This is a genomic window from Pseudomonas sp. Os17 (assembly GCF_001547895.1).
Taxonomy (GTDB): Bacteria; Pseudomonadota; Gammaproteobacteria; order Pseudomonadales; family Pseudomonadaceae; genus Aquipseudomonas.
The window spans coordinates 3,209,885-3,234,949 of the sequence record NZ_AP014627.1 but is presented as its reverse complement, the minus strand read 5'-3'; the positions used below and the strand labels follow the sequence as shown (position 1 = coordinate 3,234,949).

Annotated in this window: 19 protein-coding genes; 10 read left to right on the top strand and 9 right to left on the bottom strand. The window is 64.9% G+C overall.

Annotation, left to right across the window (positions count from 1 at the left end):
• Positions 1-10 precede the first annotated feature (10 nt).
• Positions 11-3,427, bottom strand: coding sequence for an NACHT domain-containing protein (locus tag POS17_RS14520; protein WP_148654959.1), 3,417 nt, complete (start codon positions 3,425-3,427; stop codon positions 11-13).
• A gap of 218 nt (positions 3,428-3,645) precedes the next feature.
• Between POS17_RS14520 and POS17_RS14515 the strand changes: the two genes are divergently transcribed.
• On the top strand, positions 3,646-4,026 hold the full coding sequence (locus tag POS17_RS14515; RefSeq protein ID WP_060839208.1) for a RidA family protein: 381 nt from the start codon (positions 3,646-3,648) through the stop codon (positions 4,024-4,026).
• 124 nt (positions 4,027-4,150) lie between these two features.
• Entirely contained in the window at positions 4,151-6,154 is a 2,004-nt protein-coding gene (locus POS17_RS14510) for a peptidase U32 family protein (RefSeq protein ID WP_060839207.1), read from the top strand.
• Positions 6,155-6,173: 19 nt separating this feature from the next.
• Here POS17_RS14510 and POS17_RS14505 read toward each other — a convergent pair whose 3' ends face one another.
• Positions 6,174-7,055, bottom strand: a complete 882-nt coding sequence (locus POS17_RS14505) for a LysR family transcriptional regulator (RefSeq protein WP_060839206.1) — start codon at positions 7,053-7,055, stop codon at positions 6,174-6,176.
• A gap of 180 nt (positions 7,056-7,235) precedes the next feature.
• Between POS17_RS14505 and POS17_RS14500 the strand changes: the two genes are divergently transcribed.
• From POS17_RS14500 to POS17_RS14490, 3 genes are all read left to right on the top strand, one after another.
• Positions 7,236-8,300: an SDR family oxidoreductase gene (locus tag POS17_RS14500; protein ID WP_060841941.1), complete on the top strand. Its 1,065-nt coding sequence runs from the start codon at positions 7,236-7,238 to the stop codon at positions 8,298-8,300.
• Positions 8,301-8,317: 17 nt separating this feature from the next.
• On the top strand, positions 8,318-8,854 hold the full coding sequence (locus POS17_RS14495; RefSeq protein ID WP_173655943.1) for a histidine phosphatase family protein: 537 nt from the start codon (positions 8,318-8,320) through the stop codon (positions 8,852-8,854).
• A gap of 176 nt (positions 8,855-9,030) precedes the next feature.
• A complete protein-coding gene (locus POS17_RS14490) occupies positions 9,031-9,735 on the top strand; it encodes a peptidoglycan DD-metalloendopeptidase family protein (protein WP_231979035.1) in 705 nt (234 codons plus the stop codon).
• 91 nt (positions 9,736-9,826) lie between these two features.
• Here the strand turns inward: POS17_RS14490 and POS17_RS14485 are convergent, their stop codons facing one another.
• Positions 9,827-12,106, bottom strand: a complete 2,280-nt coding sequence (locus POS17_RS14485; RefSeq protein WP_060839204.1) for a KAP family P-loop NTPase fold protein — start codon at positions 12,104-12,106, stop codon at positions 9,827-9,829.
• Positions 12,107-12,118: 12 nt separating this feature from the next.
• Entirely contained in the window at positions 12,119-13,528 is a 1,410-nt protein-coding gene (locus tag POS17_RS14480; RefSeq protein ID WP_060839203.1) for a hypothetical protein, read from the bottom strand.
• Positions 13,529-13,706: 178 nt separating this feature from the next.
• Here POS17_RS14480 and fnr point away from each other — a divergent pair, with 178 nt between their 5' ends.
• Positions 13,707-14,459: a fumarate/nitrate reduction transcriptional regulator Fnr gene (gene fnr, locus POS17_RS14475; RefSeq protein WP_060839202.1), complete on the top strand. Its 753-nt coding sequence runs from the start codon at positions 13,707-13,709 to the stop codon at positions 14,457-14,459.
• Here the strand turns inward: fnr and POS17_RS14470 are convergent.
• Positions 14,456-15,829 carry an MBL fold metallo-hydrolase RNA specificity domain-containing protein gene (locus POS17_RS14470; RefSeq protein WP_060839201.1) on the bottom strand — a complete coding sequence of 458 codons (1,374 nt, stop codon included), beginning with the start codon at positions 15,827-15,829 and terminating at the stop codon, positions 14,456-14,458. The genes fnr and POS17_RS14470 overlap by 4 nt on opposite strands.
• Before the next feature lie 46 nt (positions 15,830-15,875).
• Positions 15,876-16,787, bottom strand: coding sequence for a universal stress protein (locus POS17_RS14465; protein WP_060839200.1), 912 nt, complete (start codon positions 16,785-16,787; stop codon positions 15,876-15,878).
• Between the two features lie 256 nt (positions 16,788-17,043).
• Here POS17_RS14465 and POS17_RS14460 point away from each other — a divergent pair, with 256 nt between their 5' ends.
• A complete protein-coding gene (locus POS17_RS14460) occupies positions 17,044-17,607 on the top strand; it encodes a GNAT family N-acetyltransferase (protein WP_060839199.1) in 564 nt (187 codons plus the stop codon).
• Positions 17,608-17,663: 56 nt separating this feature from the next.
• Here the strand turns inward: POS17_RS14460 and POS17_RS14455 are convergent, their stop codons facing one another.
• The 3 genes from POS17_RS14455 to POS17_RS14445 all read right to left on the bottom strand — a co-directional run bounded on the left by POS17_RS14455 (position 17,664) and on the right by POS17_RS14445 (position 21,022).
• A complete protein-coding gene (locus POS17_RS14455) occupies positions 17,664-18,587 on the bottom strand; it encodes a universal stress protein (protein WP_060839198.1) in 924 nt (307 codons plus the stop codon).
• A 121-nt stretch (positions 18,588-18,708) separates the two neighbouring features.
• Positions 18,709-19,947, bottom strand: a complete 1,239-nt coding sequence (locus tag POS17_RS14450; protein ID WP_060839197.1) for an MgtC/SapB family protein — start codon at positions 19,945-19,947, stop codon at positions 18,709-18,711.
• Positions 19,948-20,116: 169 nt separating this feature from the next.
• Entirely contained in the window at positions 20,117-21,022 is a 906-nt protein-coding gene (locus POS17_RS14445) for a helix-turn-helix domain-containing protein (protein ID WP_060839196.1), read from the bottom strand.
• A 163-nt stretch (positions 21,023-21,185) separates the two neighbouring features.
• Here POS17_RS14445 and POS17_RS14440 point away from each other — a divergent pair, with 163 nt between their 5' ends.
• The 3 genes from POS17_RS14440 to POS17_RS14430 are packed head-to-tail and all read left to right on the top strand — an operon-like array spanning position 21,186 to position 24,990.
• On the top strand, positions 21,186-22,544 hold the full coding sequence (locus POS17_RS14440; RefSeq protein WP_060839195.1) for a glutamine synthetase family protein: 1,359 nt from the start codon (positions 21,186-21,188) through the stop codon (positions 22,542-22,544).
• A 47-nt stretch (positions 22,545-22,591) separates the two neighbouring features.
• Entirely contained in the window at positions 22,592-23,680 is a 1,089-nt protein-coding gene (locus POS17_RS14435) for a polyamine ABC transporter substrate-binding protein (RefSeq protein WP_060839194.1), read from the top strand.
• On the top strand, positions 23,677-24,990 hold the full coding sequence (locus POS17_RS14430) for an NAD(P)/FAD-dependent oxidoreductase (RefSeq protein ID WP_060839193.1): 1,314 nt from the start codon (positions 23,677-23,679) through the stop codon (positions 24,988-24,990). Before POS17_RS14435 ends, POS17_RS14430 begins: the two co-directional genes overlap by 4 nt.
• Positions 24,991-25,065 lie beyond the last annotated feature (75 nt).

Genomic DNA, 25,065 nt, shown 5'->3' with positions numbered 1-25,065 from the left:
CGTCCAGCCCTCAGCGCCCCGAGACATCCAGCACAAAGACCTTGATGTACGCCCGCTGCGGCTCGGGGACGCTGGCCTCGAGCAGGCTCAGCATCTGCTCCGCGCTCTGCGGCACCACGCCCCCGGGGCCGGCCCGGACCTTGGCTCGCGGTCCATGCCAGAACACACCGTAGATGCCGTAGCCACGGGCTCCGGGATCGGGGGTATAGAGCGCAATCAACTGATCCTGGATTGCGCTCCAGACGTCCTTGTGTGAACTGCGCTTGAGCTCGATCACCAGCTTGATGGGCCCGCTTTGCACCGCGATATCCACGCGTTTTTCATCGGCCATGTGCGCCTCGGGCTCGGCCGTGATCTGGCGTGCCTCCAGTCGCGGACGCAACAGGCTCAGCAGCACGTCGCGGCAGCTTTCCTCCCATTTGGGAGTGCTGATCCGGCCCTTGAGCTCGTTCCAGAAGAACTTGTGCACGTCGAGGTTGCTGCGCAGCAGGCCGGCAATCCCTTGCAGCTCATCCAGCACCAGCGCCTGCATCTGCTCGATAGTGCCGGGCACGCCGTTATTCAGGACCTGCGCCACCTGCTCCCAGCCATGCCGGGTGTGCCGGGCATCACGCCGCCGGGCGTCGTTGAGCAGCAGCGCGTGGTTCAGGTAGGGGTGCCACGAGGCCAGATGCGGATGACCTTGCAAGCTGAGCAGATGACGCCGGGAGTCGTCGCAGGTCTTGCTCGCCAGATAGCTGATCAGTCCGGCCAGGAACTCATCGGCGTCCTCGGCCCCGGTGTTACTGGGAGCAAACCAATCGAAAGCCTGCGGCGTGGCCGGGTATTGGTCGGCGACCAGGCGGCAGAAACAGAACGCCTGCTCGGCGGACAGGTCCATGGGGCCGTCGAATCCGCGCACCAGCCCGGTCAGGTCGCGCAGGTACCAGACCACCTCATTGCGGGTGGCGGTATCGCTGGCTTGCAGCACAGGAGCGAACGACTCCAGCGACAGCAACAGCCCCAGGGTGATGATGAAGGCCTGATGTTCCAGGCCCTCACCGCTGCTCAGCAGTTGACTGATGCAGGGGCCAAAGCGTGGCAGGTCGAGGTGCCGGCAGAACGGTCGCACCACATCGTACAAGGCCGTCTTGTCCAGCGACGCGGCGCTATTGAGGACCTGGAACACCACATCGAGCTTGTCCGCCAAGGCGATTTGCCGGGTGGCTTTCCACGACAGGCAACTGCGCTGCCTGAAAGGGTCCGGCAGCACCAGAAAGTGCAGGACGATGCAATCGATATAGTCCGCGTACTGCGCTTGTCGAAAGGCTGAGAACCAGGCCTGCCCGGCCAGGATCTCGCGTTCGATACAGTCGAAGATCACGAACCCCAGCAGGAAAGCGTCACAGGTGCGCGGCGCCTTAGCGGCTTGCAGTTGCTGGCGCAACGCTGCAACCGCAGGTTGATATTCCTCGGGGCACGGATAGCCGCTCTCCTGCGGCTCGTCCGCGCTTGGCAGCTCTTGCTCAAGAAACTCGCAGCCCGCCAGCCCAGGATGGCTAGCTGCCCTGTCCAACAGGCCTTGGGCCGTCTCCGGACGTCGCTGCAGCGCCGCGCGCAGCCCATTGAACAGCCACGGATGCGGGTCGACCACGCCGGCATTGATAAACGCCAGCCATTGAAACACTCGGGGCTCGTCCAGCACGGCCACGGTGTTGAGATACCGCACCAGCAAGTACAGGACGAACCTGAGCACCTCGCCCCTGGGGTTGTCCTCAGCGATTTGCGGCCACAACTCGACCATGCCGTCCAGGCAAGCGGTCATCTCGGGCTCGGCCACCACCTCATGCAAGCTCCAGCGCGCCAGCGAAGCGTAGGCGGCACCCTGGGCATCGGCGCCTTGGCGGTAGAGCTCCAGCAGCTGGTCATAGTGGACCTGGCCTGCCAGGCGGTGACTGAGGATGTAGCCACACAGGCTCCTGGCGTGCTTGTCGCCCACCAGGTCTTGGTAGGCCCGGCGCACCACCTGAGTTCCCTCCTCGCCCCAGCGCGCCAAGGCCTGCGCGGCGTAGGCACGCTCGTTCAGGTGAGTGCCCGCAGCGGCCAGCATTTGGGTCAAGGGTTGCAACATTGCCGGCAGTGGCTGGCCGGCGCGCAACAGGTCCAAGAGCAGCAAGCGCAGCTCGTGGGGCAGGCCCGGGTCGGACAACAGGCGTTGAAAACAGGGCTCCAGCCCCGGCTCGGTGAAGCCCGCCAGGTTCAATGCCGGCGGCTCCTGGCCACGGAACCAGGGATCGGCCAACGCCAGCGTGGCCAGTGCCTGCAGCAACTGGATCTTGCTCTGCACGCTCAGCGAGGCAGCGTCGCCATAGACCAGGATTCCATAAGGGTCCGCCTCGATGAACGGGCTGGCCTGCGCCCCGAGAAATACCGCCAGCCAGGCATGCACGCCGCGCAGGTACGAAGCCGGCTTGCCCTCGACACAGAGCAACAGGCGGATTCTGCTCAGCGGCAACCCGGCATGGAACTGCCCGGCAAGGTAGCGCGCCGCCAGGTACTCGGCGCTGGCCTTGTGGCCGTAGTCGAACACCCCGGGCTCGCGGGTCGAGGTAAAGACCCGGCTGGCCAGGGCCGCACGCAGCGCGGCAGTGCCAAATGCATGCAACTTGCGCAGGGGCGGATAGCGCCGGTCGTAGCGCTCGTCCGTGCAGAAACCGTCGATATCGGCCAGCAGGCGCAAGGCGCACAACAGGCCTGCCGCCTCCAGCATCTGCTGTTCCGAGAGTTGCGCATGGGGCTGACGATCATCGCGGTGCGCCGCATTGAGCTCGTCCAGCAACAGCACGCTGGAACGCTCGAACAGCTCCCTGCGGGTCAGGGGCCAGTGATCCTGGGCAACCACCTGGGCCAGCATCAGCAAGGTCAGCGGGTTGCCGAGCATTTCGCCCAGGCCGCGCTGGCGCGCCTGCTGCAGAAAGTCCTTTGGCGTGCCGCCATGCTGCTCCAGCACCTGCTGCTGTTCCTCTTCGCTGAGCGCCAGCAAGTGCAGCTCTTGCACCTGGTCCTTTCCCGGAAAGCAGCTGGACAACAGCTTCAGGTCATTGAGCCCCGCCCAATCGGCACTGCGACAGGCAATGCGCACCCGGCAAGGCGGCAAGCGCCCGAGGTGGCGAATCAGGTCGTCGAAGGCGGGCCGCTCGCCATACTGCGCACGGTGCTCATCCAGGGCATCGATGAACAAGGTGCTGCCCGCGGCGATCAGCGCGGGATCGCGCAACAGGAAGCCGCGCAGCGACATGGCCCGGCCGCCCGCCTGCTCGGCCCAGTGCTCGAACAGATGACTCTTGCCGGCTCCGGGATCACCCAGCAGCACCAGGCAGGTCACGGATTCAAAGGTGGAAAACGCGCTAACGCTGCCATCAGCCGTCAACACCATGCGATCAGTCAAAGCCTGTTCCTTACCTGGATAGATGAAACGTCAAGCGCCGCACTGGCCAGCCTGCGGCGCGGCTGCAAAGAGTAGCGGCAAGTCGCGGGAATGTAACCCGCAGCAGCCCACGGCGTTCAGCGCCGCCGTCGCCACAGGCCACGCATCGGCGCTGACAAGGGCGCAGGGCCGCCCCTATACTCCATGGCTTTTTGAACCCTTGGACACCAGAGCCCCCCATGACCCAGCCAGACCTGATCTTCACCCCCGACCCGGACGCCGATTCCATTTCCTCCGACGTTGCCGCGTTCAACGGCATCCTGGTGTCGACCCAGATCCCCACGCGCGCCGACGGCAGCCTGGAACTGGGGGACATCACCCTGCAGAGCGAATGCACCCTGCAGGCGCTGAAAGTCGCCCTGGAGCGCGCCGGCAGCTCCATGGACCGGGTCATGCACCTGACCATCTACCTCACCGACATGGCCGACCGCGCCGCGTTCAACGAGGTCTACCAGCGTTTCTTCGCCAAGCCCTGGCCGGTGCGCGCCGCGGTTGGGGTGGCCGCCCTGGCGGTGGAAGGCATGCGCGTGGAAGTCACCGCCATGGCCGCCAAGGCCTGACGCAGCGGCTGTAACCGGCGGCTGCGCGCAAGGCGTGGCCGCCACCGGGCAGCACACGGGTGCCGGGCACGCGTTTCGCCGCTACAATGCGCGCCTTGCCCCTGATAAGCCTGACTAAAAAAACATGTCCTTGCCCAAACATCACCTGGAACTGCTCAGCCCTGCCCGCGACGTGGCCATCGCCCGCGAAGCCATCCTGCACGGCGCCGACGCGGTGTACATCGGTGGCCCGAGCTTCGGCGCCCGCCACAACGCCAGCAACGAGGTGGGCGAGATCGCCCAGCTGGTGGAGTTCGCCCGCCGCTATCACGCCCGGGTGTTCACCACCCTCAACACCATCCTCCACGACAACGAACTGGAGCCGGCGCGCCAGCTGATCCACCAGTTGTACGACGCCGGTGTCGATGCGTTGATCGTCCAGGACCTGGGGGTGATGGAGCTGGATATTCCGCCCATCGAGCTGCACGCCAGCACCCAGACCGATATCCGTACCCTGGAGCGGGCCAAGTTCCTCGACCAGGCCGGTTTCTCCCAGCTGGTACTGGCCCGCGAGCTGAACCTCAAGGAAATCAGCGCCATCGCCGCCGAAACCGACGCGGCCATCGAATTCTTCATTCACGGCGCGCTGTGCGTGGCGTTTTCCGGGCAGTGCAACATCTCCCACGCCCAGACCGGGCGCAGTGCCAACCGCGGTGACTGCTCCCAGGCCTGCCGCCTGCCCTACACCCTGAAAGACGAGCACGGCGGGGTGATCGCCTACGAGAAGCACCTGCTGTCGATGAAGGACAACAACCAGAGCGCCAACATCCGCGCCCTGGTGGAAGCCGGCGTGCGCTCGTTCAAGATCGAGGGGCGCTACAAGGACATGGCCTACGTGAAGAACATCACGGCCTACTACCGCCAGCGCCTGGACGCCGTGCTCGAAGACCGTCCGGACCTGGCCCGCGCATCCAGCGGCCGCACCGCGCACTTCTTCGTCCCCGATCCGGACAAGACCTTCCACCGTGGCAGCACCGATTACTTCGTCAGCGAGCGCAAGATCGACATCGGCGCCTTCGATTCGCCGACCTTCACCGGGCTGCCAGTGGGCACCGTGGAAAAGGTCGGCAAGCGCGACCTGCAAGTGGTGACCTTTGAGCCGCTGTCCAATGGCGACGGCCTCAACCTGCTGGTCAAGCGCGAAGTGGTGGGTTTTCGCGCCAACATCGCTGAAGCCCGCGGCGAGTTCGAAGAAGACGGCCAGAAGCGCTACCGCTACCGGGTCGAACCCAACGAGATGCCCGAAGCCCTGAGCCGCCTGCGGCCCAACCATCCGCTGAGCCGCAACCTCGATCACAACTGGCAACAGGCCCTGACCCGTACCTCCGCCGAGCGGCGCATCGGCCTGTCGTGGCTGGCCCGCCTGCGGGAAGAACGCTTGGAACTGACCGCCACCAGCGAAGAAGGCATCAGCGCCAGCGTCGCCCTGGACGGTCCGTTCGGCGTGGCCAACAAGCCGGAACAGGCCCTGGGGCAACTGCAGGACCTGCTCGGGCAACTGGGCACCACCCTCTACCACGCCACTGACATCAAGCTGGATGCGCCCCAGGCCTACTTCATCCCCAACTCCCAGCTCAAGGCGTTGCGCCGGGAAGTCATCGAAGCCCTGGACGCCGCGCGCATCGCCGCCCATCCGCGAGGCGCGCGCAAGGCCGAGAGCAACCCGCCGCCGGTGTACCCGGAGTCGCACCTGTCGTTCCTGGCCAACGTCTACAACCAGAAGGCCCGGGACTTCTACCACCGCCACGGCGTGCAACTGATCGATGCTGCCTTCGAGGCCCACGAAGAGCACGGCGACGTGCCGGTGATGATCACCAAGCACTGCCTGCGCTTCTCCTTCAACCTGTGCCCCAAGCAGGCCAAGGGCGTGACCGGAGTGCGCACCAAGGTGGCGCCGATGCAACTGGTGCACGGTGACGAAGTGCTGACCCTGAAGTTCGATTGCAAGCCCTGCGAGATGCACGTGGTGGGCAAGATCAAGGGCCACATTCTCGACCTGCCGCTGCCCGGCAGCGCCGCCGCCGAAGCCGTCGTCGGCCATATCAGCCCCGAAGACCTGCTCAAGACCATCCCCCGCGCACCGCATTGAGTGCCGGGCCGGCGCAACCCTAAGCGGTTGCGCCGGTTGCAGCAGCCGACAGCCGCTCACCCAGCACCTGCTCCAGCACCGTGAAAAACTGCTTGATGTGCGGCTGCTTCAAGGCTTGCGGCCGGGTCACCAGGTAGACCTCCAGCGGCGCAAATGCCATGGGCGCAAACACCTCCAGCAGATCCCCGGCCAAAATCCGCGGCATCACCGCAACCCCCATCCCCTGACGCACCGCCTCGACCTGCGCACTGAACGAGTTGACCCGGATCTGCTTGCCGTCAAGGCCTGCGGCCTTGGCCGTGCGCATCGGCGGCAAGTTGTCCAGGGGCGGCAACAGGCCGATGGTGGGGGCGGTGGCCGGGGTGATGCCCGGGCAGCGGCGCAGCAGGTCCGCGCTGGCAAACACCCCGTATTCAAGCTTGCCCAGGGCTCGATAGATCAGCGACGGCTCCCCCAGGTGCGCGGTTCGCACGGCGATATCCGTCACACCGCGAGCCAGCTTGTGAAACTCGGCACTGACCTGCAATTCCACCGAGCATCCAGGGTGGGCCGATGTCAGGCGCCGGGCCGCCTCGAGCACACTGGAGGCAAAGCCCTCCCCGGCGCTGACCAGGATGCTGCCCTGCAGTTCGCTCTGTCGCGGCGGGTTGCCCAGGGCCCGCTGTCGCCTGAGCCCGGCCTCCGCCGCCAGGGCCACGTCCACCAGCGCCTGGCCCCGAGGGGTCAACCAGCAGCCTTCGACGCCCCGCTCCAGCAACGGTTCGCCCAGGGCCGCCTCCAGCTGGCTCAAGCGCCGGGACACCGTCGACGGCGCCACCTGCAGCAACTGCCCGGCCTGTAGCAAGCTGCCCCGTCGCCAGACCGCCAGCAACAGGCGCAGATCATCCCAATTGGCTTCCAAAGTGCTACTCCCTGCCGTCAGCTGTGCAAATTCGCAAAGCCATTATGCAGGACTCGCCATTTTTCCGGGGTCTCGTCCAAGGTATATCTAGCGCCCTCGCCTCCCCATGGAACGGATTGAATGAGCAACGCCCCCGAACACCCTGTAACCACGGACACCGATAGCGGCTATGGCCCTGAAATGCACTGCACCTTTGTCACCGGTGCCACCGGCCTGCTGGGCAACAACCTGGTACGCGAGCTGCTGGCCCGAGGCTGCAAGGTCAAGGCCCTGGTGCGCTCCAGGGCCAAGGGCGAACAGCAGTTCGGCCCCCTGCACGGCCTGGAACTGGTGGTCGGCGACCTGGCCGATGTCGACGGGTTCGCCGCCGCGTTGCAGGGCTGCGACACGCTGTTTCATGCCGCTGCGTTCTTTCGCGACAATTACAAGGGCGGCAGCCACTGGCAGCAGTTGCACAAGATCAACGTCCTGGGCACGCAGCACTTGCTGGAGCGGGCCTACGGCGCCGGCATCCGCCGCGTCGTGCAGACCTCGTCGATTGCCGTGCTCAACGGCGCGCCCGGCAGCCTGATCGATGAAACCTGCCTGCGCGACCCGGCAGGCGCGGACCACTACTACCGCAGCAAGATCCTCGCCGATCGCGTCCTGCTGGCCTTTCTCGACAGCCATCCACAGATGCAGGGGTGCATGGTCCTGCCCGGCTGGATGTGGGGCCCCGGCGATATCGGGCCGACCTCCGCCGGGCAATTGCTCATGGACGTGGTGCGCGGCCGCCTGCCGGGACTGGTTCCCGGCAGCTTCTCCCTGGTCGACGCCCGGGATGTGGCCCTGGCGCAGATTGCCGCTGCCCGCTACGGACGCCGCGGCCAACGCTACCTGGCGGCGGGCCGGCACATGACCATGGCCCAGTTGGTGCCCATCATCGGGCGTATCGCCGGGGTCGCCACGCCGACACGCCCGCTGCCGGTGCCCCTGCTCTATACCCTGGCCGCCGTGCAGGAGGTCTATGCGCGCCTGACCGGCAAGCCGGTGTTGCTGAGCCTGGCGACCGTGCGCCTGATGCTCCGGGAAGCGGACCGCAGCCACTTCGACCCCCGCAAGAGCGAACAGGAACTCGAGCTGAATTTTCGCTCCCTGGAACGCACCATTGGCGATACCCTGGCCTGGTACCGGGATCACGGCTGGATCGCCCAGGCTGCCCCCGCCTCCTCAAGCAGCACCAACAAGGACGTAGAAAGCCGTTGAACAACACCATCATTCTCATGCGTCACGGTCAGCCCCAAGGTATCGCCACCCGGAAAGTTTCCGCCCTCGACATGCAGGGCTGGATACAGGACTACGAACGTTCCGACATCGGCGGGCAACCGGCCCCGCCCTCCAGCCTGCAACTGGCCGCCAGCGCCGGGGTGGTTGTCTCCAGCAACGCTCCGCGGGCCCTGGCGTCCGTCCAGGCGCTCAGGAGGGAGCCAACCCTGGTGGACCCGGTGTTCGGCGAGGCGCAACTGCCCTACGCACGCTGGAGACGACCACGCCTGTCGCCCTTTACCTGGGCCGCGATCCTGAGAATCCTCTGGGTGTGTGGTTACTCAAGGCAGGTCGAATCGGCCGCTGCGGCCCGCCAGCGCGCCGCTGTCGCCGCCCGTCGATTGCAGTCCCTGGCCGGACAACAGCCGGTGCTGTTGCTCGGTCATGGCTGGATGAACCGCCTGATCGGCAAGCAGTTGGCTGCGGCCGGCTGGAAACGCCAGCACAGCGACGGCAGTCGCTACTGGAGTGCGACAGTCTATCGACGGCAATAGCCCGCCCGGGGCGGCCCGGGAAATCCGCCATGCCCTGAGTCCTGATGGAATTTAACGGCACCGAACACTGTCTATTGCGCGCCGGTTGTCCGGCAAACGGGTATAGTTGCCGGCTTGCCCGGCGCGCTACAGGCAGCTTGGGCTACAGGACTTGGTCAGGACTTAATGGTTGCCGCGTGTTGGTAAGACTTCTATTGATTGCACTGCTGCTGGCGGTATCGGCCTGCAGCTCCCATTCCACTGATCCTGGCGGCAATGCGCCGCTCAAGGCCGGTGAATATCGGGTCAAGCGGGGTGACACCCTGTACTCGATTGCCAGCCGCAACGGCACCAGCTGGAAGGAAGTGGCGCGGCTCAACGGCCTCAAGGCGCCCTATACCGTGGAAGTCGGCCAGGTGCTGCGGGTAGGCGGTGCGGCCAAGAGCACCCGGGTGGCCAGCAGCTCGCGCAGCAGCGCCAGCAAGAGCAAGGCCAAGGCCGCCCCGCCTGCCCCGCCCATGCCCAAGGTCACCCTGCAGGGCTGGAGCTGGCCGCTGCGCGGGGTGCTGATCGGCCGCTTCTCCCCTACCGGCAAACTCAACCAGGGCATCCGCATCGCCACCACCGAAGGCCAGCCCATCCACGCCACCCTGGGCGGCAAGGTGGCGTTCGCCGGTTACATGCGCGGCTACGGCAACCTGATGATTCTCCAGCACGGCCCTTCCTACACCAGCACCTATGCCTACAACAGCAAGCTGCTGGTCAAGGAAGGCCAGATGGTGATCAAGGGCCAGAAGATCGCCGAAGCCGGCTCCCAGGACACCGACCGCGCCCAGCTGTACTTCGAGATCCGCGCCAATGGCGTACCGGTGGACCCGCTGCGGTTGTTGCCGCCGGGGTGAGTGCACCAAGCCCCCTGCGCCCAGGGCCAAGGCACGTCAACGAAACCCGGGGCAATGGCCTCTCGCGCTATTGAGCGGAGGCCGCGCGGAGTCAAATGCCTCGCAGTTCGTGCTCGATGTCATCGGGTTTGCCACTCCACCAGTCGGGAGTGTCAAGCAACCCCGGGCTTGCCACCTGCTTTTCAAGCTGCGACTTCAACTTCTTCAGATACACCCGGGTCTGGATGGTCGGCTCCAGCTGGCAGAGGGCTTGCCAAGCCAGCTGGATATATTCCAGGTAGCGCGTGGCCTGCTCTGCACTAGTGGAGGCAGACTCCCAGCGAGTAATAAACGCATCCAGATAGGACAGGGCATTCTTCGCCAGTACTTCCCTGCTGACCAGGTCCTGGGGGTTCTCGATCAGTTGCTTCAAGGCAGCACATCCCAGCTCTTTGCATGCCTGCGTATACAGGGGGGAGCGCTCTTCTGTCAGTACCCACTTGAGCCGCGCATCATCCAGGATCAGTGCATTCATGACGCCATTGGGTATGGCGAACAGATGGATGGCACGGCGTATCAAACGAGGCGCGAGTACCTCTTGTAACACCGTCACATAGTGCTCGCGCGCACGAGAGAATTCCCAGGAAGGGACACTCAGGGTGCCATGAAAAGGTTCGGCATCCAGATACAGGCGCTGCGGATCGTCACACTGAGCGGCAATGATCGCCGCCAGTCGCAGCTCGCGCTCACGGAGCGCCCTTTCAGATGCGCTAGCGTCTTTGGCAACGCTTCCATAAAAGCTCCTGATAAAGCCAATGCACACTTCATGGTCGCCGCGCGCCGTGGACACGGCCCCTTCAATCTCGGTCGAGTAACAGAACTCGATCAATCTCAGGAGCTCTGCGGCGCTGCGCATCGCTCGTTCGAACGCCTCCCGTGAGTAGAGGGACGCGGTTCTGCCCAACTGCTCGCCATACTGAAAATTCGCCATATTGAGCATGGCATTGGCCACTGCGACCTCACCTTCATCGCTACGACTGGCCGCCTCACGAATGAAGTCATTGAGGGTCTGGGCACTCGGGTATTCCCCCCAGGATTTCACCAACCGGGAAAACTCGGGAATGGTGAACTCCACCTCGCGGACCGCCAGGCTCATCTCATAGTGAATGTTTGCCAGAGACAGTTTGCTTCTGGCACGGCCCAGCTCTTCGATCAGCTTCCACAAGCGCTTGTTATTGACTTCGTCCTTGGGACATTGCGCGACGTTGAGCGCTGCCTGCTTGTGCTGCTCCTGTTTGGCGTTATTGGCATTGCCGAACATGCTGGCACTGAAGGCCGAGTGGAAACCCAGCAGGTGCTCTTCAACCACCTGGGCCACCTTGGGTTCGGTCTCACGCAAGAGGGTCTGCAGGATGATTCCGCGCCAGTCCAGTTGGCCCTCGGCATGCCGATCAGCCGCCGCGCCAAACACCGACAAACTGCGGCAGATGCGCTTGGCCTGGCGCGGATTGGTGGGAAACCACTCGGCGGTCTGCGCGATGGCCGTGTCCGGCAGGAATGGGCAGCAGTCTTTCAGGTTCCTGGCGACCATTCGCTGCACCTGCTTCGGGCTTGGCTCGGGCAACGTCACCGGCACATCGATGATCTTGTCCAGGAAGTGCTGGGCCGACTCGCCGAAGGCTTCGGAATAGGAGCGGAGTGCCTTGCCCACCACGTCCTTGTCGAAGGCCAGGACAAAGACGAATCCCGGCCAGTCCAGAAGTTCGCGTAGCGTCAACAGGGTCGTCGGGAGCATCCGCGGATCGGCACGGTCGAGATCGTCGACAAAGACAATGATGCGTCTATCGCCCAGTTGCCCGCGCAGGGCATCCAGGTCGCTTTTTTCCAGTTGCAGTATTTCGCTCAGTTTCTCGAAGACCAGCCCTGCCGCACCGGCGGCCAAGGTTACGATTTCGCTGTAGCTGGCCGATTCGGGAAGCTTGAGGTCAGCGGTTTTCCTGGCGGCTTTTTCCAGGATATCGGCGATCTTTTTCGACTGGCGCTTGGTCCAGTGCTTGAAGGGTTCACCAACGCCTGAACGTTGCAATGCTTCTGCCAGCGCCAGATAGAACTGCACGATGAACTCCTGCTCGCCGCTGGTCCGCCACGCCGGAAGCCGCACTATGATGTCGCCCTTCTCCTCGGCTATAAGCTGCAAAAAATTCAACACGCTGGTCTTGCCGCTGCCCCACGGGCCATACAGACCGAGCCGGGTCGACCAGCCCAGGGGCGTCGCGGTGATCATGCGATAGACCAGCTTGGCCACCGGCCAGCGATCCAGAAGGTCGTCGTCGCGCCGGGTCAGCGCCGCATCGTGTCCGCCCGGGGCGGTAAAAGCCTGTGTCACCGACATCTGCTGGGGTCCTTATTGCTGCTGCGGCTTGATCAGGTCGATGGAGATCATCTTGTACATGCCGCTGAGCGGCACCATGCGCTTGATGTCCATCTGGTAGAAACCGGCCACCGGGCTGATCGAAGCCGGCATGGCCGGGGTGCAACCGGTCAGGCTGTAGAGGTTCATGTAGTCGGCATTGGGGTCGCCCACGGTGCCCTGGCGCATGGACAGGCTGCAACGCAGGCTGCCCTTGAGCCCGGGGCCGCCATCCCCCTGGACTTCCAGGCGCAACGGGCAGACACCCATGCGCCGCCCACCCATCCAGGGGTCCTGGGCCTGCGGGCATTCCTGGTCGCCGACGGTGGCCATGACCTGACCCACCAACTGGCGCAGGTCCTTGTTCTGGTCGGGCAAGACTTCGTCGTTGGCGACCATGCGGTCCTTGATGAACAGGCTGTAGCGCACCGGGAAGCCGACCTTGTTGCTGAGCATGAAAGCGCCCTGGGAATAGGCCAGCTTGTCACCGGCCTTGCATCCGGCGCGATCGGTGACGGCGAACTCGGTGGTGTTGAGGTTCTTGATCTCGGTGCCGCCGTTGAGCCTGATCAGGCACTGGGCCTGCCGGCCGTCGCGGCAGCCGTTTTCCACCAGGCGCAGCCCCTGGCTGACCACCGCACTGTCATCGATGACAAAACCGTTGAAGTTGACCATGTCGCTGGGCAGCACGCGGTTGATCCGCAAGTCGACGAGAAAGTCGCCGTTGGGCGCCAGCGAGGGCTCCAGGCTCATCGAAAAGCGTGCATTACATTGCTGCTTCAGAGTCACCTTGAAGTTCTGCGCATCCGGCAGGCCACCGATCATCCCGCCCGCACCGATCGGCAGGCCGAGAACGCTGCCCAGGGTACTCAGAATGCCCGAGATCACGACCTTGGTCTTGGCATAGGCCTCCAGCTCGTCGTTGGTCATGTCGTGCACTTGCGCGTCGCTGAAGTTGTTCGACTGCTTCCAGTTGAAGCTGGTGGTGGAGCTGATGGTCCCGCTGAGCCGGGCTTCGTCACAGGCCCCACGCTCCTGGCAGAACTTGAGGTTGAAACCCCAATCCTTGTGGAAGATATCGAAGATGTTAAACATCGGTTTGCTCAAGGCCATCACCAACATGCCCTGCTGGCGCGCGCCGATCATCACGGGACCGGACTCCAGGCCCTTGGCGGTGGCGTATTTGGGCACGCTTACCGGGTATTTGCGCTCGAAATCCGAAGAATCGACGTGGAACGGCGGCTCGAACGTGACGGGATAGTCGCCTTCGTTCTCGATCACCAGGGTAATGAAATCAGGCTCCGCGGCCTGAGCCTCAAGGCTGAGAACGGCCAACGGCAGGCCCAGTAGGCAACTGGTCAGCAGGGTGGTTTGGCAGCGGGTCCAGAATCCGGTCGGGCGCATCGTCAATCCTTGAACGAGGGTGGGGGACGCTCACTTTAATGACTTTATGGCCCATTGCCATCCCCTTGCTGAAGACTTCCGATCGACATCAAGCAGCACCGATCGCCTCGGTCTACAGTTAATCGTCAGGCTTGCCCTCCTCCCTTGCCGAGTCGGCTCAACCGTCGAGAGCCCCCCCATGCCGCCATTCGAAGCACGCCCGATTCAGGTACAGCACCTCAAGACCGCCTGCTCAAGTTGCAGCGTGCAGGAGTTGTGCCTGCCCATCGGCCTCAGCCACCAGGAAGTGGAGTGCCTGGACACCTTGATCCTGCAACGGTTGAAGGTGAAGAAAGGCCATGCGCTGTATCACGCCGGCGACCCCTTGCATTCGCTGTACGCCGTGCGCCTGGGGTTTTTCAAGACCTGCGTGCTGTCGGTGGATGGCCGCGAGCAGGTCACCGGGTTCCAGATGGCCGGCGAGATTCTCGGGCTGGACGCCATCAGCACCAACCAGCATGCCTGCAGCGCCTTTGCCCTGGAGGACTGCGAGGTCTGCCCGATTCCCTTTGCCCAGCTGGAGCACTTGTCCCAGACCCTGCCTTCGCTGCAGCACAACCTGAACAAGATCCTCAGCCGGGAGATCGTGCGTGATCACGGCATGTTGCTGCTGATGGGCAACATGAACTCCGACGAGCGCCTGGCGGCATTCCTGCTCAATCTGTCCCAGCGCCTGAGCCTGCGGGGCTATTCGTCCCGAGCCTTTATCCTGCGCATGCGCCGCGAGGAAATCGGCTCCTACCTGGGGCTGCGCCTGGAAACCGTTTGTCGGGGCATAGCCCATCTGCGGGACCAGGGCCTGGTGACCATCAACGGCAAGCAGGTGGAGATCCTCGATCTGGAGGGCCTGAAGCAGCGGGTCGCGGGTTGCCAGAACGCGGCCAGGGACTAGGTCGCCGGGCCAGGCTGCAACTCCACGCTGTCCCGGTATTCCGGCACCGACACCGACCAGCCCAGTTCCAGGCTGATGCGCCGGCGCAAGGTGTCGGCGGCGTTGGCCTCGCCGTGGACCACATACGTGTGTTTCGGCGGGCGCTTGAAGCCTCGCAGCCATTGCATGATCTCGTCGGCATCGGCATGGGCCGAGAGGTTCTGCATGGCCGTGACTTCGGCGCGGATCGGCACCTCCCGGCCATGAATGCGCACCGACTCGGCGCCGGCGATGATCTGCGCGCCGCGGGTGCCGCCGGCCTGAAACCCGGGAAACAGCAGGCTGTTGGCCGGATCGGGCGCCAGCACCTTGAGGTGGTAGAGCACCCGGCCACCGGTGGCCATGCCGCTGGCGGCAATGATCACCGCCGGGCTCTTGAGCTGGTCCAGGGCCATGGACTCCTGAGTGCTGCGCACGATGTGCGCCACATGGCACATGCCTTCGCACTCCTCCCGGGACAGTCGATGGTCGCTGCGAAAGCGCTGGTACAGATGGGTGGTGTCGGTGGCCATGGGGCTGTTGAGGTAGATCGGCAGGTCGGGAATCGCCTGGCGCTGGCGCAGGCGATACAGGTGGTACATCAGCAGTTGCGCGCGCCCCACGGCAAAGGACGGCACCAGGGTGATGCCGCCACGCTCGGCGGTGCGGTTGATGACATCGGCCAGTTGCTGCTCGGGGTCGTCCCGGGGATGCAGGCGGTCGCCGTAGGTCGACTCCACCAGCAGATAATCGGCTTGCTCGATGGTTTCGGGGGCGAACATCAGCGGGTCCTGCATGCGGCCCAGGTCACCGGAAAACACCAGGCTCATGCCCGCGGCGTCGACCTGGACCGTGGCGGCGCCGAGAATGTGCCCGGCGCCGCGCAACTGGATGTGCAGCCCCGGCAGCACTTCCACCCGATGGTGCAATTGCAGCGGATGCAGGAGTTTCAGGGCCTGCTCGGCATCGCGCTCGGTGTACAGCGGCAATGCCGGAGAGTGCTTGGAGAAGCCATGGCGGTTGGCATAGGCCGCCTCCTCTTCCTGCAGGCGCGCACTGTCGCGCAGCAGAATCCTGGCCAGCTCGCAGGTGGCCGCCGTGGCATACACCGGCCCGCGATAGCCATTGCGCACCAGCAGCGGCAGGTAGCCGCTGTGATCCAGGTGAGCATGGGTCAGCACGATGGCGTCCAGCTCGCGCAGCGGCAGGCCGAAGGCTTCCCAGTTGTGCTGGCGCAGCTGCTTGTAGCCCTGGAACAGCCCGCAGTCCACCAGCACATGCCGGTCCTCATGCTGCAACAGGTATTTGCTGCCGGTGACGGTGCCGGCGGCACCGAGAAAGCTCAGGCGCATCTCCATCTCCTTCGTGTCGGGCGAGGTTGCGGGGCATGGCCGGGCCTCACTCCTGGGGCTCCACCAGCATCAGGCTGCAGGGCGTGTGATACAGCAGTTGCTCGGCGCTGCCGCCGACAAAGCGTTGCAGGCCCCGGCGATGCGCGCGCCCGAGGATCATCAGGTCGAAGTCGTTGTCGGCGGCAAAGCGCGCGATGACCTGATGCGGCACGCCCTCCAGGCGATGACAGTGCTCCGGGGCTATGGCGTAGCGCTCGGCCAGAGTCTCGAACGCATCCTGCTGCGCGTCGTTCACCGCATCGCGCATGCTGAGGTCGTTGTCGGGACTGTAGATGGGCAGGCCGGTGGCGTTTTCCGTGGCCCAGTCCACCACGCTCAGCAGGTGCACCCGGGCGCCGCAGTATCTGGCCAGGGTCGCGCCCATCTCCAGAATCCGCTGGTTCAGGCCCTGGGTCAGGTATTCCAGGTGGGACAGATCCAGGGCCGCCAGCACCTTCAACGGCAAGGGATGGCGGCTGTCGGTCACCAGGTGCAGCGGCTGGCGCAGGTCGCGCAGCAGCAACCAGTCCAGGGGCTTGTAGAAAATGCGCCGCAGGGCCGGTACTGGCTGGGCGTCCTTGATCACCAGGTCCGGGTGGTAGTCGGTCACATAGTCGAGGATGTCCTGCAGCCGGGCCTTGGCCCACAGCACTTCGGCGGTCACCCGCAGGCCATTGGCCCGTTCGAAGCGAGCCTGTTGCTCCAGCCACTGCCGATGCACCTGCAGGTAGCCTTCCCGGGCCTGGGCCATGGCCTGGTGATCGAACAGCCCGGCGACCTCCAGCACTTCGATGAAATCGAAGGCGACGATGTGCAGGCTGGCGCCCATGGCCCGGGCCAGGGCACTGGCCCGGTCGAAAGCCGGCGTACGAGACAGCGCCGTGGGGGCGATCAACAACACGCGTTGCAGTGTGGACATGGGCACCTCCCGGGCGGCGCACTGGACAACGGCCCGGGAGTCCCGAGCCGATGCGCCGATGATGCGCGCCGCTCGGGCCGCCGATTTGACAAAAGTCACAAAGCCTCGGGTTAAGCCCGCGCCGACAGTCAATATCCGCGGCGGTGGGCCGCATCTGATCCAGATCAGATCCTGCCCCGGGCAACAGGGGTAAAGGATAGTCAGCACGCGGCCGCGGGTCGCGGGCCCACCTTCATCGTCCCCAGAGGATCGCCCCATGTTCAGCATCAAGGAACACAACGATCAGGCCGCCGCTGCCTACGGCACCGTGACCGGCCTGCACTGGATCGAGGCGCTTAATGACGGCCGCCATGTGCTGATACGGCCCTTGGCCGAGAAAGACCGCGAGCGCGAGTACAACTTCATCAAGCGCCTGTCCCCGCAATCGCGACACATGCGCTTTCTGGCGCAGATCAAGGAGCCCGACGCCGCCATGCTCGAGCAGTTGATGGACGTCGACGGCAAGCAGCGTCTGGCCTACATCGCCCTGGTGCATGAACAGGGCCAGTTGATCGAGATCGGTGTCAGCCGCTATGCCGCCACGTCCCACGATGAATGCGAGTGCGCCGTCACCGTGGCCGATCAATGGCAGCATCTGGGTCTGGGGTCATTGCTGATGACCCATCTGATCCGCGCCGCCCGCCAGCATGGGTTTGTGCAGATGTATTCGGTGGACAGCGTGAACAACCAGGCCATGCGCAAGCTGGCCGCGCACCTGGGTTTCACCACCCACACCGACCCGGACGACGCCCATCAGGTGGTGCATCGTTTGCTCCTGTGATCGGCGGTGCCACGCCGGTGCCACGCCGGTGCGGCACCGGCGTGGCCTGGTGCGGTTCATGACAAGGGGTCACGCGGCGGCTTGACCGCCCAGATACTGCAGGGTGCCTGCAACAGCAGATGTTCGGCGGTGCTGCCCAGGCGCTTGTGCAGGCCGCGGTGCTGGGTGGTGCCCATGACGATCACGTCGCTCTGGTGCTCCTCGGCGAAACGGCAGATTTGCTGCAGCGGCATGCCCTCGATGAAGTGGCTGCGTTGCGGGGGCACGCCGTGGCGCTCCGCCACGGCGCGATACACGTCGCGTTGCGCCTCCCCCAGGGCTTCGTACAAGCCGCTGGCCAGGGACAGCGCGCCGACCCCGGCGTCCTTGGCGTAGACCGCCACCCAGTCATACACATGCAACAGGTCCAGCTCGGCGTCGCACTGCTCGGCCAGCTTCACCGCGGCGTCGATGATCTGATCGTTGAACTGCAAGTCCTGCACTTCGCTGCGCAGTACATCGATGATGGCCAGCACCCGGCGTGGCCGTGGGTGCCGGGCCTCGGTCACCAGATGCACCGGCAGCGCGCAATCACGCAGCAACTGCCAGTCCAGCGGGGTATAGAAGATCCGCCGCATCGCCGACTCGGCATGGGCGTCCTTGATGATCAGGGCCAGGGGCATCTCGTTGGCGAACAGCTGGATCTCCTGATACGGCTGGCTGGCCCAGCGCGCTTCGCAGGTCACCGCCAGGCCACGCTCGCGCATGCCTTGCGCCTGCAGCTCCAGCCATTGCCCGTGCTGTTCCAGGTAGGCCGCCTGCAACTGCTCGGCCTCACGGCTCTCGAACAGCCCGGCCAGCGTCAGGGCCTGCAGATGATCCAGGGCGACGATATGCACCGGCAATTGCATGGCCAGGGCCAGTTGCTCCGTGCGTTCGAACGCCGGCGTGCGCTGCATCTGCTGGGGCGCGATCAAGAGTAAACGCGGGGTTTGCGACATGGTTCACCTCGGCACTGGAGCTTGAAGAAACCGCTAGGGGGTCATTCAAGACTGAGCGCAATGGCCAGGCACGAGTTGATCTTTATCAGGCGTCGCGGCTTTTTTTCGACCTGGCAGCCGCTTATTGCAGCCAGACACCGACCCACATAGCCAGGGTCAGCAGTGCCTGCCCGGGCACGACGTACAGCGCAAAGCGCCATCCACCGCTGAGGGCCGCCAGCATGCACTTGCTCAGGGAGTTGCTGCTGACCGCCAGCATCACCGCGCTGCCGATGGCGCTGCCGGGCAGTTGCCCGGACTTGACCAGCGAAGCAATGGACGCCGTGGACGCATGGGCATCGGCAAAGCCGCTGATCAAGGCGCTCAACATCAGGCCCAACTGACCGAAGTAATTGAGCATCAGCGAACAGGCGAAGGTAATGGCGCTCATGGTCAGGGCCACGATCAAGGCCAGCTTGGGATTGAACGCGCCCTTGTCGCTGACCGGTTCGACGCTGCTGGGCTGGCTGCGTGGAAACACCAGGCAAGCGGCATACAGCGCGGTGCAGAGCCCCCCCAGCACCAGGGGCAGCCACATGGTTTGCAGCAGTGCGCTGTCGACCGTTACCAGGATCAGAGCGATCTGGGTCACCGTGGCCAGGTTGGACAGCAGCGCCGCGGCGGCCAGAACCCTGACCTGCCCGGGCGCCTTGGCGACCCGCTGGCCCATGGAGGCGATGGTCAAGGTGCTGGAAACGAATCCCGACGCCACGGCGCTGAGGGCATAACCGTAATGGGCGCCCAGGGTCCGCACCGCGACGTGGCCCAGGGCCCCTACCGCCATCAGCAACACGGTCAGGGTGCCGATGGTGCGCAGGTTGAACGCCTCATAGGGGCCGATGAAACGATCCGGCGCCAGGGGCAGGATCACCAGCGCCGCCACCAGCAGCGTCAGGCCGTCGGCGATTTCCCGGTCGCTCAACTGACTGCGCACAAAGTGATGGAGTGTCTGTCGATAGGCCAGCAAGGCGGTCATGACCACGGCGATGGCCAGCGCCAGCTCGGGGGCCGTGCCACACAAGGCCCCGAGGATCAGCACCGCCAGCAGCGCCACTTCGCTGGTGACCCCCGGGTCCTCTTGCTCGTTGCGCCAATAGGCCACCGTCACCAACCCGGCCACAGCAATGGCCAGCGAGGCCAACAACAGCGGACCGCCGACTCGCTGGCCGATGAACCCCAACAGCGCGGTGATGGCGAAGGTACGCAACCCGGCGCTGCCACGCTGAGGCCCCTGCCCTTTGCGCCGCTCACGCTCCAGGCCCACCAGCATGCCGATCCCCAGGGCCGCGGCGGCGTTGGTCAGGTCGATGGTTTCAAGCATTGCACGCCCCAGGAAGACAGCCCACACCGAGAATAGAGCGCTGCCGGCGCTTTCGCGAATCGGCCGCCCAGCGCCTTGCAGGAGCCGGCTTGCCGACGAAGGCTGAGAGTGATGCGGGGTTTGCGGGCCTCTTCGCTGGCAAACCAGTTTCTGCGGCCAGTGCTGCCGATCAGCTCGGGCGACGTTTCAGGGTCTGGCTGGGCAACTCCTTGAACAGCGCTCGATAGCTGCTGGAGAAGCGTCCCAAGTGCCAGAACGACCAGTGCATCGCCACCTCGGCCACGGTGGTCTCGCTGGGCCCGCGGCTGAGCAGTTCGCGGTGCGCGCTGTTGAGCCGGCGCAAGCGCAGCCACTGGCTCGGCGCCATCCCGGCAAAGGCCTTGAACGCGCTCTGCAACTGACGCAGGGAGACCCCGGCCACCTGGGACAGCTCCAGCAGATTGAGGGTTTCCTCAGGGACGTCGGCCGCCCATTGCGCCACCCGCTGCATGATCACCCGCTCTTCGCTGCGCCGTTGCAGGCCACCCGGATCCAGGCGCACGCAGGCGTTGTCGAGGATGTACAGGCAGTCGTCCAGCAGTTGCTGGGTCAAGGCCTCGCGGCTGGGGGGATCGAGGGTCTGGGACAGGCGGGTCAAGGTGGCGCTCAGCCAGCGGCAAAACAGCGCGTTCTGCTGGCTGCCCAGCGGCGCCATGAACAGGCCGTCGAGGCGCTCCAGCCCCAGGCCCTGGCCCTGGACGAACTCGGGGCCGAACACCACCGCCACTTCCTGGTAGTTCTCCGGGGTGATCCAGATATTGCGGCTCTCGCCATTGAGCAGGTACAGGGCGTTGTCGCTGCGGTCGAAACAGAACGCCAGGGCGCCTTGCGGAGCGCTGAAATTCTGCTCGACCCGGGTGTTCATGCACTCCTCGTAGATCTCTACGCCCTGCAGGTCGAGGTAGCGCACCAGACCGTTGAAATGCCCGGGGGACATCTGCTGGTAATGCTGGACCCAACCCGGGGTGGCACGGATCTGATCGGCGACATCGAAGGTGTTGAACGCTTGAACCTGAAGCGGATTGGACGCTGTCATCGGGGGACCTTGCGCACTCTTTTGGTGCGCTTTGGTGCTGCTTAAAGTGGATAGATGGAACAACAAGGCTCGCCCAAGATAGTCGCCAATGCGCCGCAGGGGAAGCCTTGCCGGGATACTCCCGCTCACCTCGGAGCAGACAAGAACAATCATCGAGGTCTTTATGAACGCCCCTTTCGATCAGCTGTCCTCCTGGCTGAAAGATCACAAGATTACCGAAGTCGAATGCGTGGTCAGCGACCTGACCGGCATTGCCCGCGGCAAGATCGCGCCCACCAACAAGTTCCTGCACGAGCGCGGCATGCGCCTGCCGGAAAGTGTCCTGCTGCAAACGGTAACCGGGGATTTTGTCGACGACGACCTGTACTACGAACTGCTGGACCCGGCGGACATCGACATGGTCTGCCGCCCCGACTCGTCATCGATCTACCTGGTGCCCTGGGCCATCGAACCCACCGCCATCGTCATCCACGACACCTTCGACAAGTTCGGCAACCCCATCGAGCTGTCGCCGCGCAACGTGCTGAAAAAGGTTCTGCAGCTGTACACCGACAAGGGCTGGCAGCCGATCGTCGCCCCGGAAATGGAGTTCTACCTGACCCAGCGCTGCGAAGACCCGGACCTGCCGCTCAAGGCCCCGCTGGGCCGTTCCGGTCGCGCGGAAAGCGGCCGCCAGTCGTTCTCCATCGACGCCGCCAACGAGTTCGATCCGCTGTTCGAAGACGTCTATGACTGGTGCGAAGCCCAGGGCCTGGACCTGGACACGCTGATCCACGAAGACGGCCCGGCGCAGATGGAAATCAACTTCCGCCACGGCGACGCCCTGGACCTGGCGGACCAGATCACCGTGTTCAAGCGCACCCTGCGCGAGGCGGCGCTCAAGCACAACGTCACCGCCACCTTCATGGCCAAGCCGGTGGCCGACGAACCCGGCAGCGCCATGCACCTGCACCAGAGCGTGGTGGACATCGCCACCGGCAAGCCGATCTTCGTCGATGCCGACGGCCAGAAGAGCCAGCTGTTCCTGCACCACATCGGCGGCCTGCAGAAGTACATCCCCAAGGTGCTGCCGATGTTCGCCCCCAACGTCAACTCGTTCCGCCGCTTCCTGCCGGACACCTCGGCCCCGGTGAACGTCGAATGGGGCGAGGAAAACCGCACCGTCGGCCTGCGGGTGCCGACCGCCAGCCCGGAAGCCATGCGCGTGGAAAACCGCCTGCCCGGCGCCGACGCCAACCCCTACCTGGCGATCGCCGCCAGCCTGCTGTGCGGCTACCTGGGCATGGTCGAAGGCATCGAACCCAGTGCCCCGGTGGAAGGCCGGGCCTATGAACGCCGCAACCTGCGCCTGCCGATCACCATCGAGGACGCCCTGGCGCACATGGAGGACTGCCCGACCATCGAGCAGTACCTGGGGCGCAAGTTCGTCCGTGGCTACGTCGCGGTCAAGCGCGCCGAACACGAGAACTTCAAGCGCGTGATCAGCTCCTGGGAACGCGAGTTCCTGCTGCTCAGCGTCTGATTCTCCAGCGTCTGCAACCCATAAAAACAACCCGAAGAGGTGTCGATATGCGTCTTTTGCAAGCAGTGATCCCGGCAGCACTGGCGGCCTTGATGAGCGCCGCCGTCCAGGCACAACCCAGTGTCAGCGTGTACAACTGGACCGACTACATCGGCCAGACCACCCTCGCCGACTTCCAGGGCAAGACCGGGGTCAAGGTGATCTACGACGTCTTCGACTCCAACGAAACCCTGGAGGGCAAGTTGCTGGCCGGGCGCACCGGCTACGACGTGGTGGTGCCCTCCAACCATTTCCTGGCGCGGCAGGTGAAGGCCGGCGCGTTCCTCAAGCTGGACCGCTCGCAGTTGCCCAACTGGCAGAACCTGGACCCCAAGCTGCTAGCCCTGCTGGAGCAGAACGACCCCGGCAACCAGTATTCGGTGCCCTACCTGTGGGGCACCAACGGCATCGGCTACAACGTCGACAAGGTCAAGCAGGTGCTGGGCATCGACCACATCGACTCCTGGGCGGTGCTGCTGGAGCCAGAAAACCTGAAGAAGCTCCAGCAATGCGGAGTGTCGATGATGGACTCGCCGGATGAAGTGTTCCCGGCGGTGCTCAACTACCTGGGCCTGGACCCGCGCAGCGAAAACCCCGAGGACTACCAGAAGGCCGAGGCCAAGCTGCTGACCCTGCGCCCGTACATCACCTACTTCCACTCCTCCAAGTACGTCTCGGACCTGGCCAACGGTGATATCTGCATCGCCTTCGGCTACTCCGGGGACGTGTTCCAGGCCGCCAACCGGGCCAAGGAAGCCAAGAACGGGGTGAACATCGCCTACTCGATTCCCAAGGAAGGCAGCAACCTGTGGTTCGACCTGCTGGCGATTCCCGCCGATGCCGGCAACGTCAAGGAAGCCCACGCCTTCATCAACTACCTGCTGGACCCGCAGGTGATCGCCAAGGTCAGCGCCTACGTCGGCTACGCCAACCCCAACCCGGGTTCACAGCCGTACATGGACGCTGAGCTGGTGAACAACCCCGAGGTGTATCCGCCGCAGGCCGTACTCGACAAGCTGTACATCTCCAGTACCCAGTCGCCGGCCATCATGCGCTTGATGACCCGTTCCTGGAGCAAAGTGAAGTCCAACAAATGAATCAGCCACGACACTCGGGCAGCGCCAGCGAGCATGCCCGCTCCTACTACGCCGCCTCCGCCGGGCCCCTGCCCGGCTACCCGGCCCTCAGTGGCGACCTGCAGGCCGATGTGTGTGTCATCGGCGGTGGTTTCACCGGGGTCAACGCCGCCATCGAACTGGCCCAGCGCGGGCTGTCGGTGATTCTCCTGGAAGCCCGGCGCATCGGCTGGGGCGCCAGCGGGCGCAACGGCGGCCAGCTGATTCGCGGCATTGGCCATGACGTCAGCGGCTTTGCCCGCTACGTCGGCCAGGATGGGGTGAAATACCTTGAGCGCGCCGGGATCGACTCGGTGGAACTGGTGCGCCAGCGCATCGCCACGCACGGCATCGATTGCGACCTGCGCTGGGGTTTCTGCGAACTGGCCAATACCCGGGCCCAGTTCGCGGCGTTCCAGGCTGAACAGGATCACCTGGCGAGCCTGGGCTATCGCCACCCGACCCGCCTGGTGGGGCCCCAGGACATGGCGCAGGTGGTGGCCTCCTCGGTGTATGCCGGGGGCCTGGTGGACCTGGGCTCGGGGCATCTGCATCCCCTCAAGCTGGTGCTGGGGGAAGCGCGGGTTGCGGCGTCGCTGGGGGTACGGGTGTTCGAGCAGAGCCCAGTGCTGGAGTTGACCCACGGCGACAGCGTCACCGTGCGCTGCGCGACGGGCACGGTCAGCGCCGGGCACCTGGTGCTGGCCTGCAATGCCCACCTGGAGGATCTGGAGCCGCGGCTCAGTGGCAAGGTGCTGCCGGCCGGCAGCTACATCATCACCACCGAGCCCCTGAGCGAAGAGCGCGCCCGCGCGCTGATCCCGCAGAACCTGGCGCTGTGCGACCAGAAGGTCGGCCTGGACTACTACCGGCTGACCGCCGACCGGCGCCTGCTGTTTGGCGGTGCCTGCCACTATTCGGGACGCGACCCGGCGGACATCGCCGGCTACATGCGGCCGAAGCTGCTCAAGGTGTTCCCGCAGTTGCAGGATGTGGCCATCGACTTCCAGTGGGGCGGCAAGATCGGTATCACCGCCAACCGCTTCCCCCAGGTCGGACGTCTGCGCCAGTACCCCAACGTGTATTACGCCCAGGGGTATTCCGGGCATGGCCTGAACGTCACCCACTGGACCGCCCGGCTGCTGGCCGAGGCGATCGAGGCCGGCCACAGCCAGGGCCTGGACGTGTTCAGCGGCGTGCCGCACATGACCTTTCCCGGTGGTCCTGCGCTACGCGCACCGCTGCTGGCCCTGGGCATGCTCTGGCACCGGATGCGCGAAATGCTCGGTTGAGCGACCTCCTTCGCCGGCCGCATCCGCCGCCGTGGGAGCCGGCTTGCCGAACAGGGATCGCCGCCTTGCGCCGCC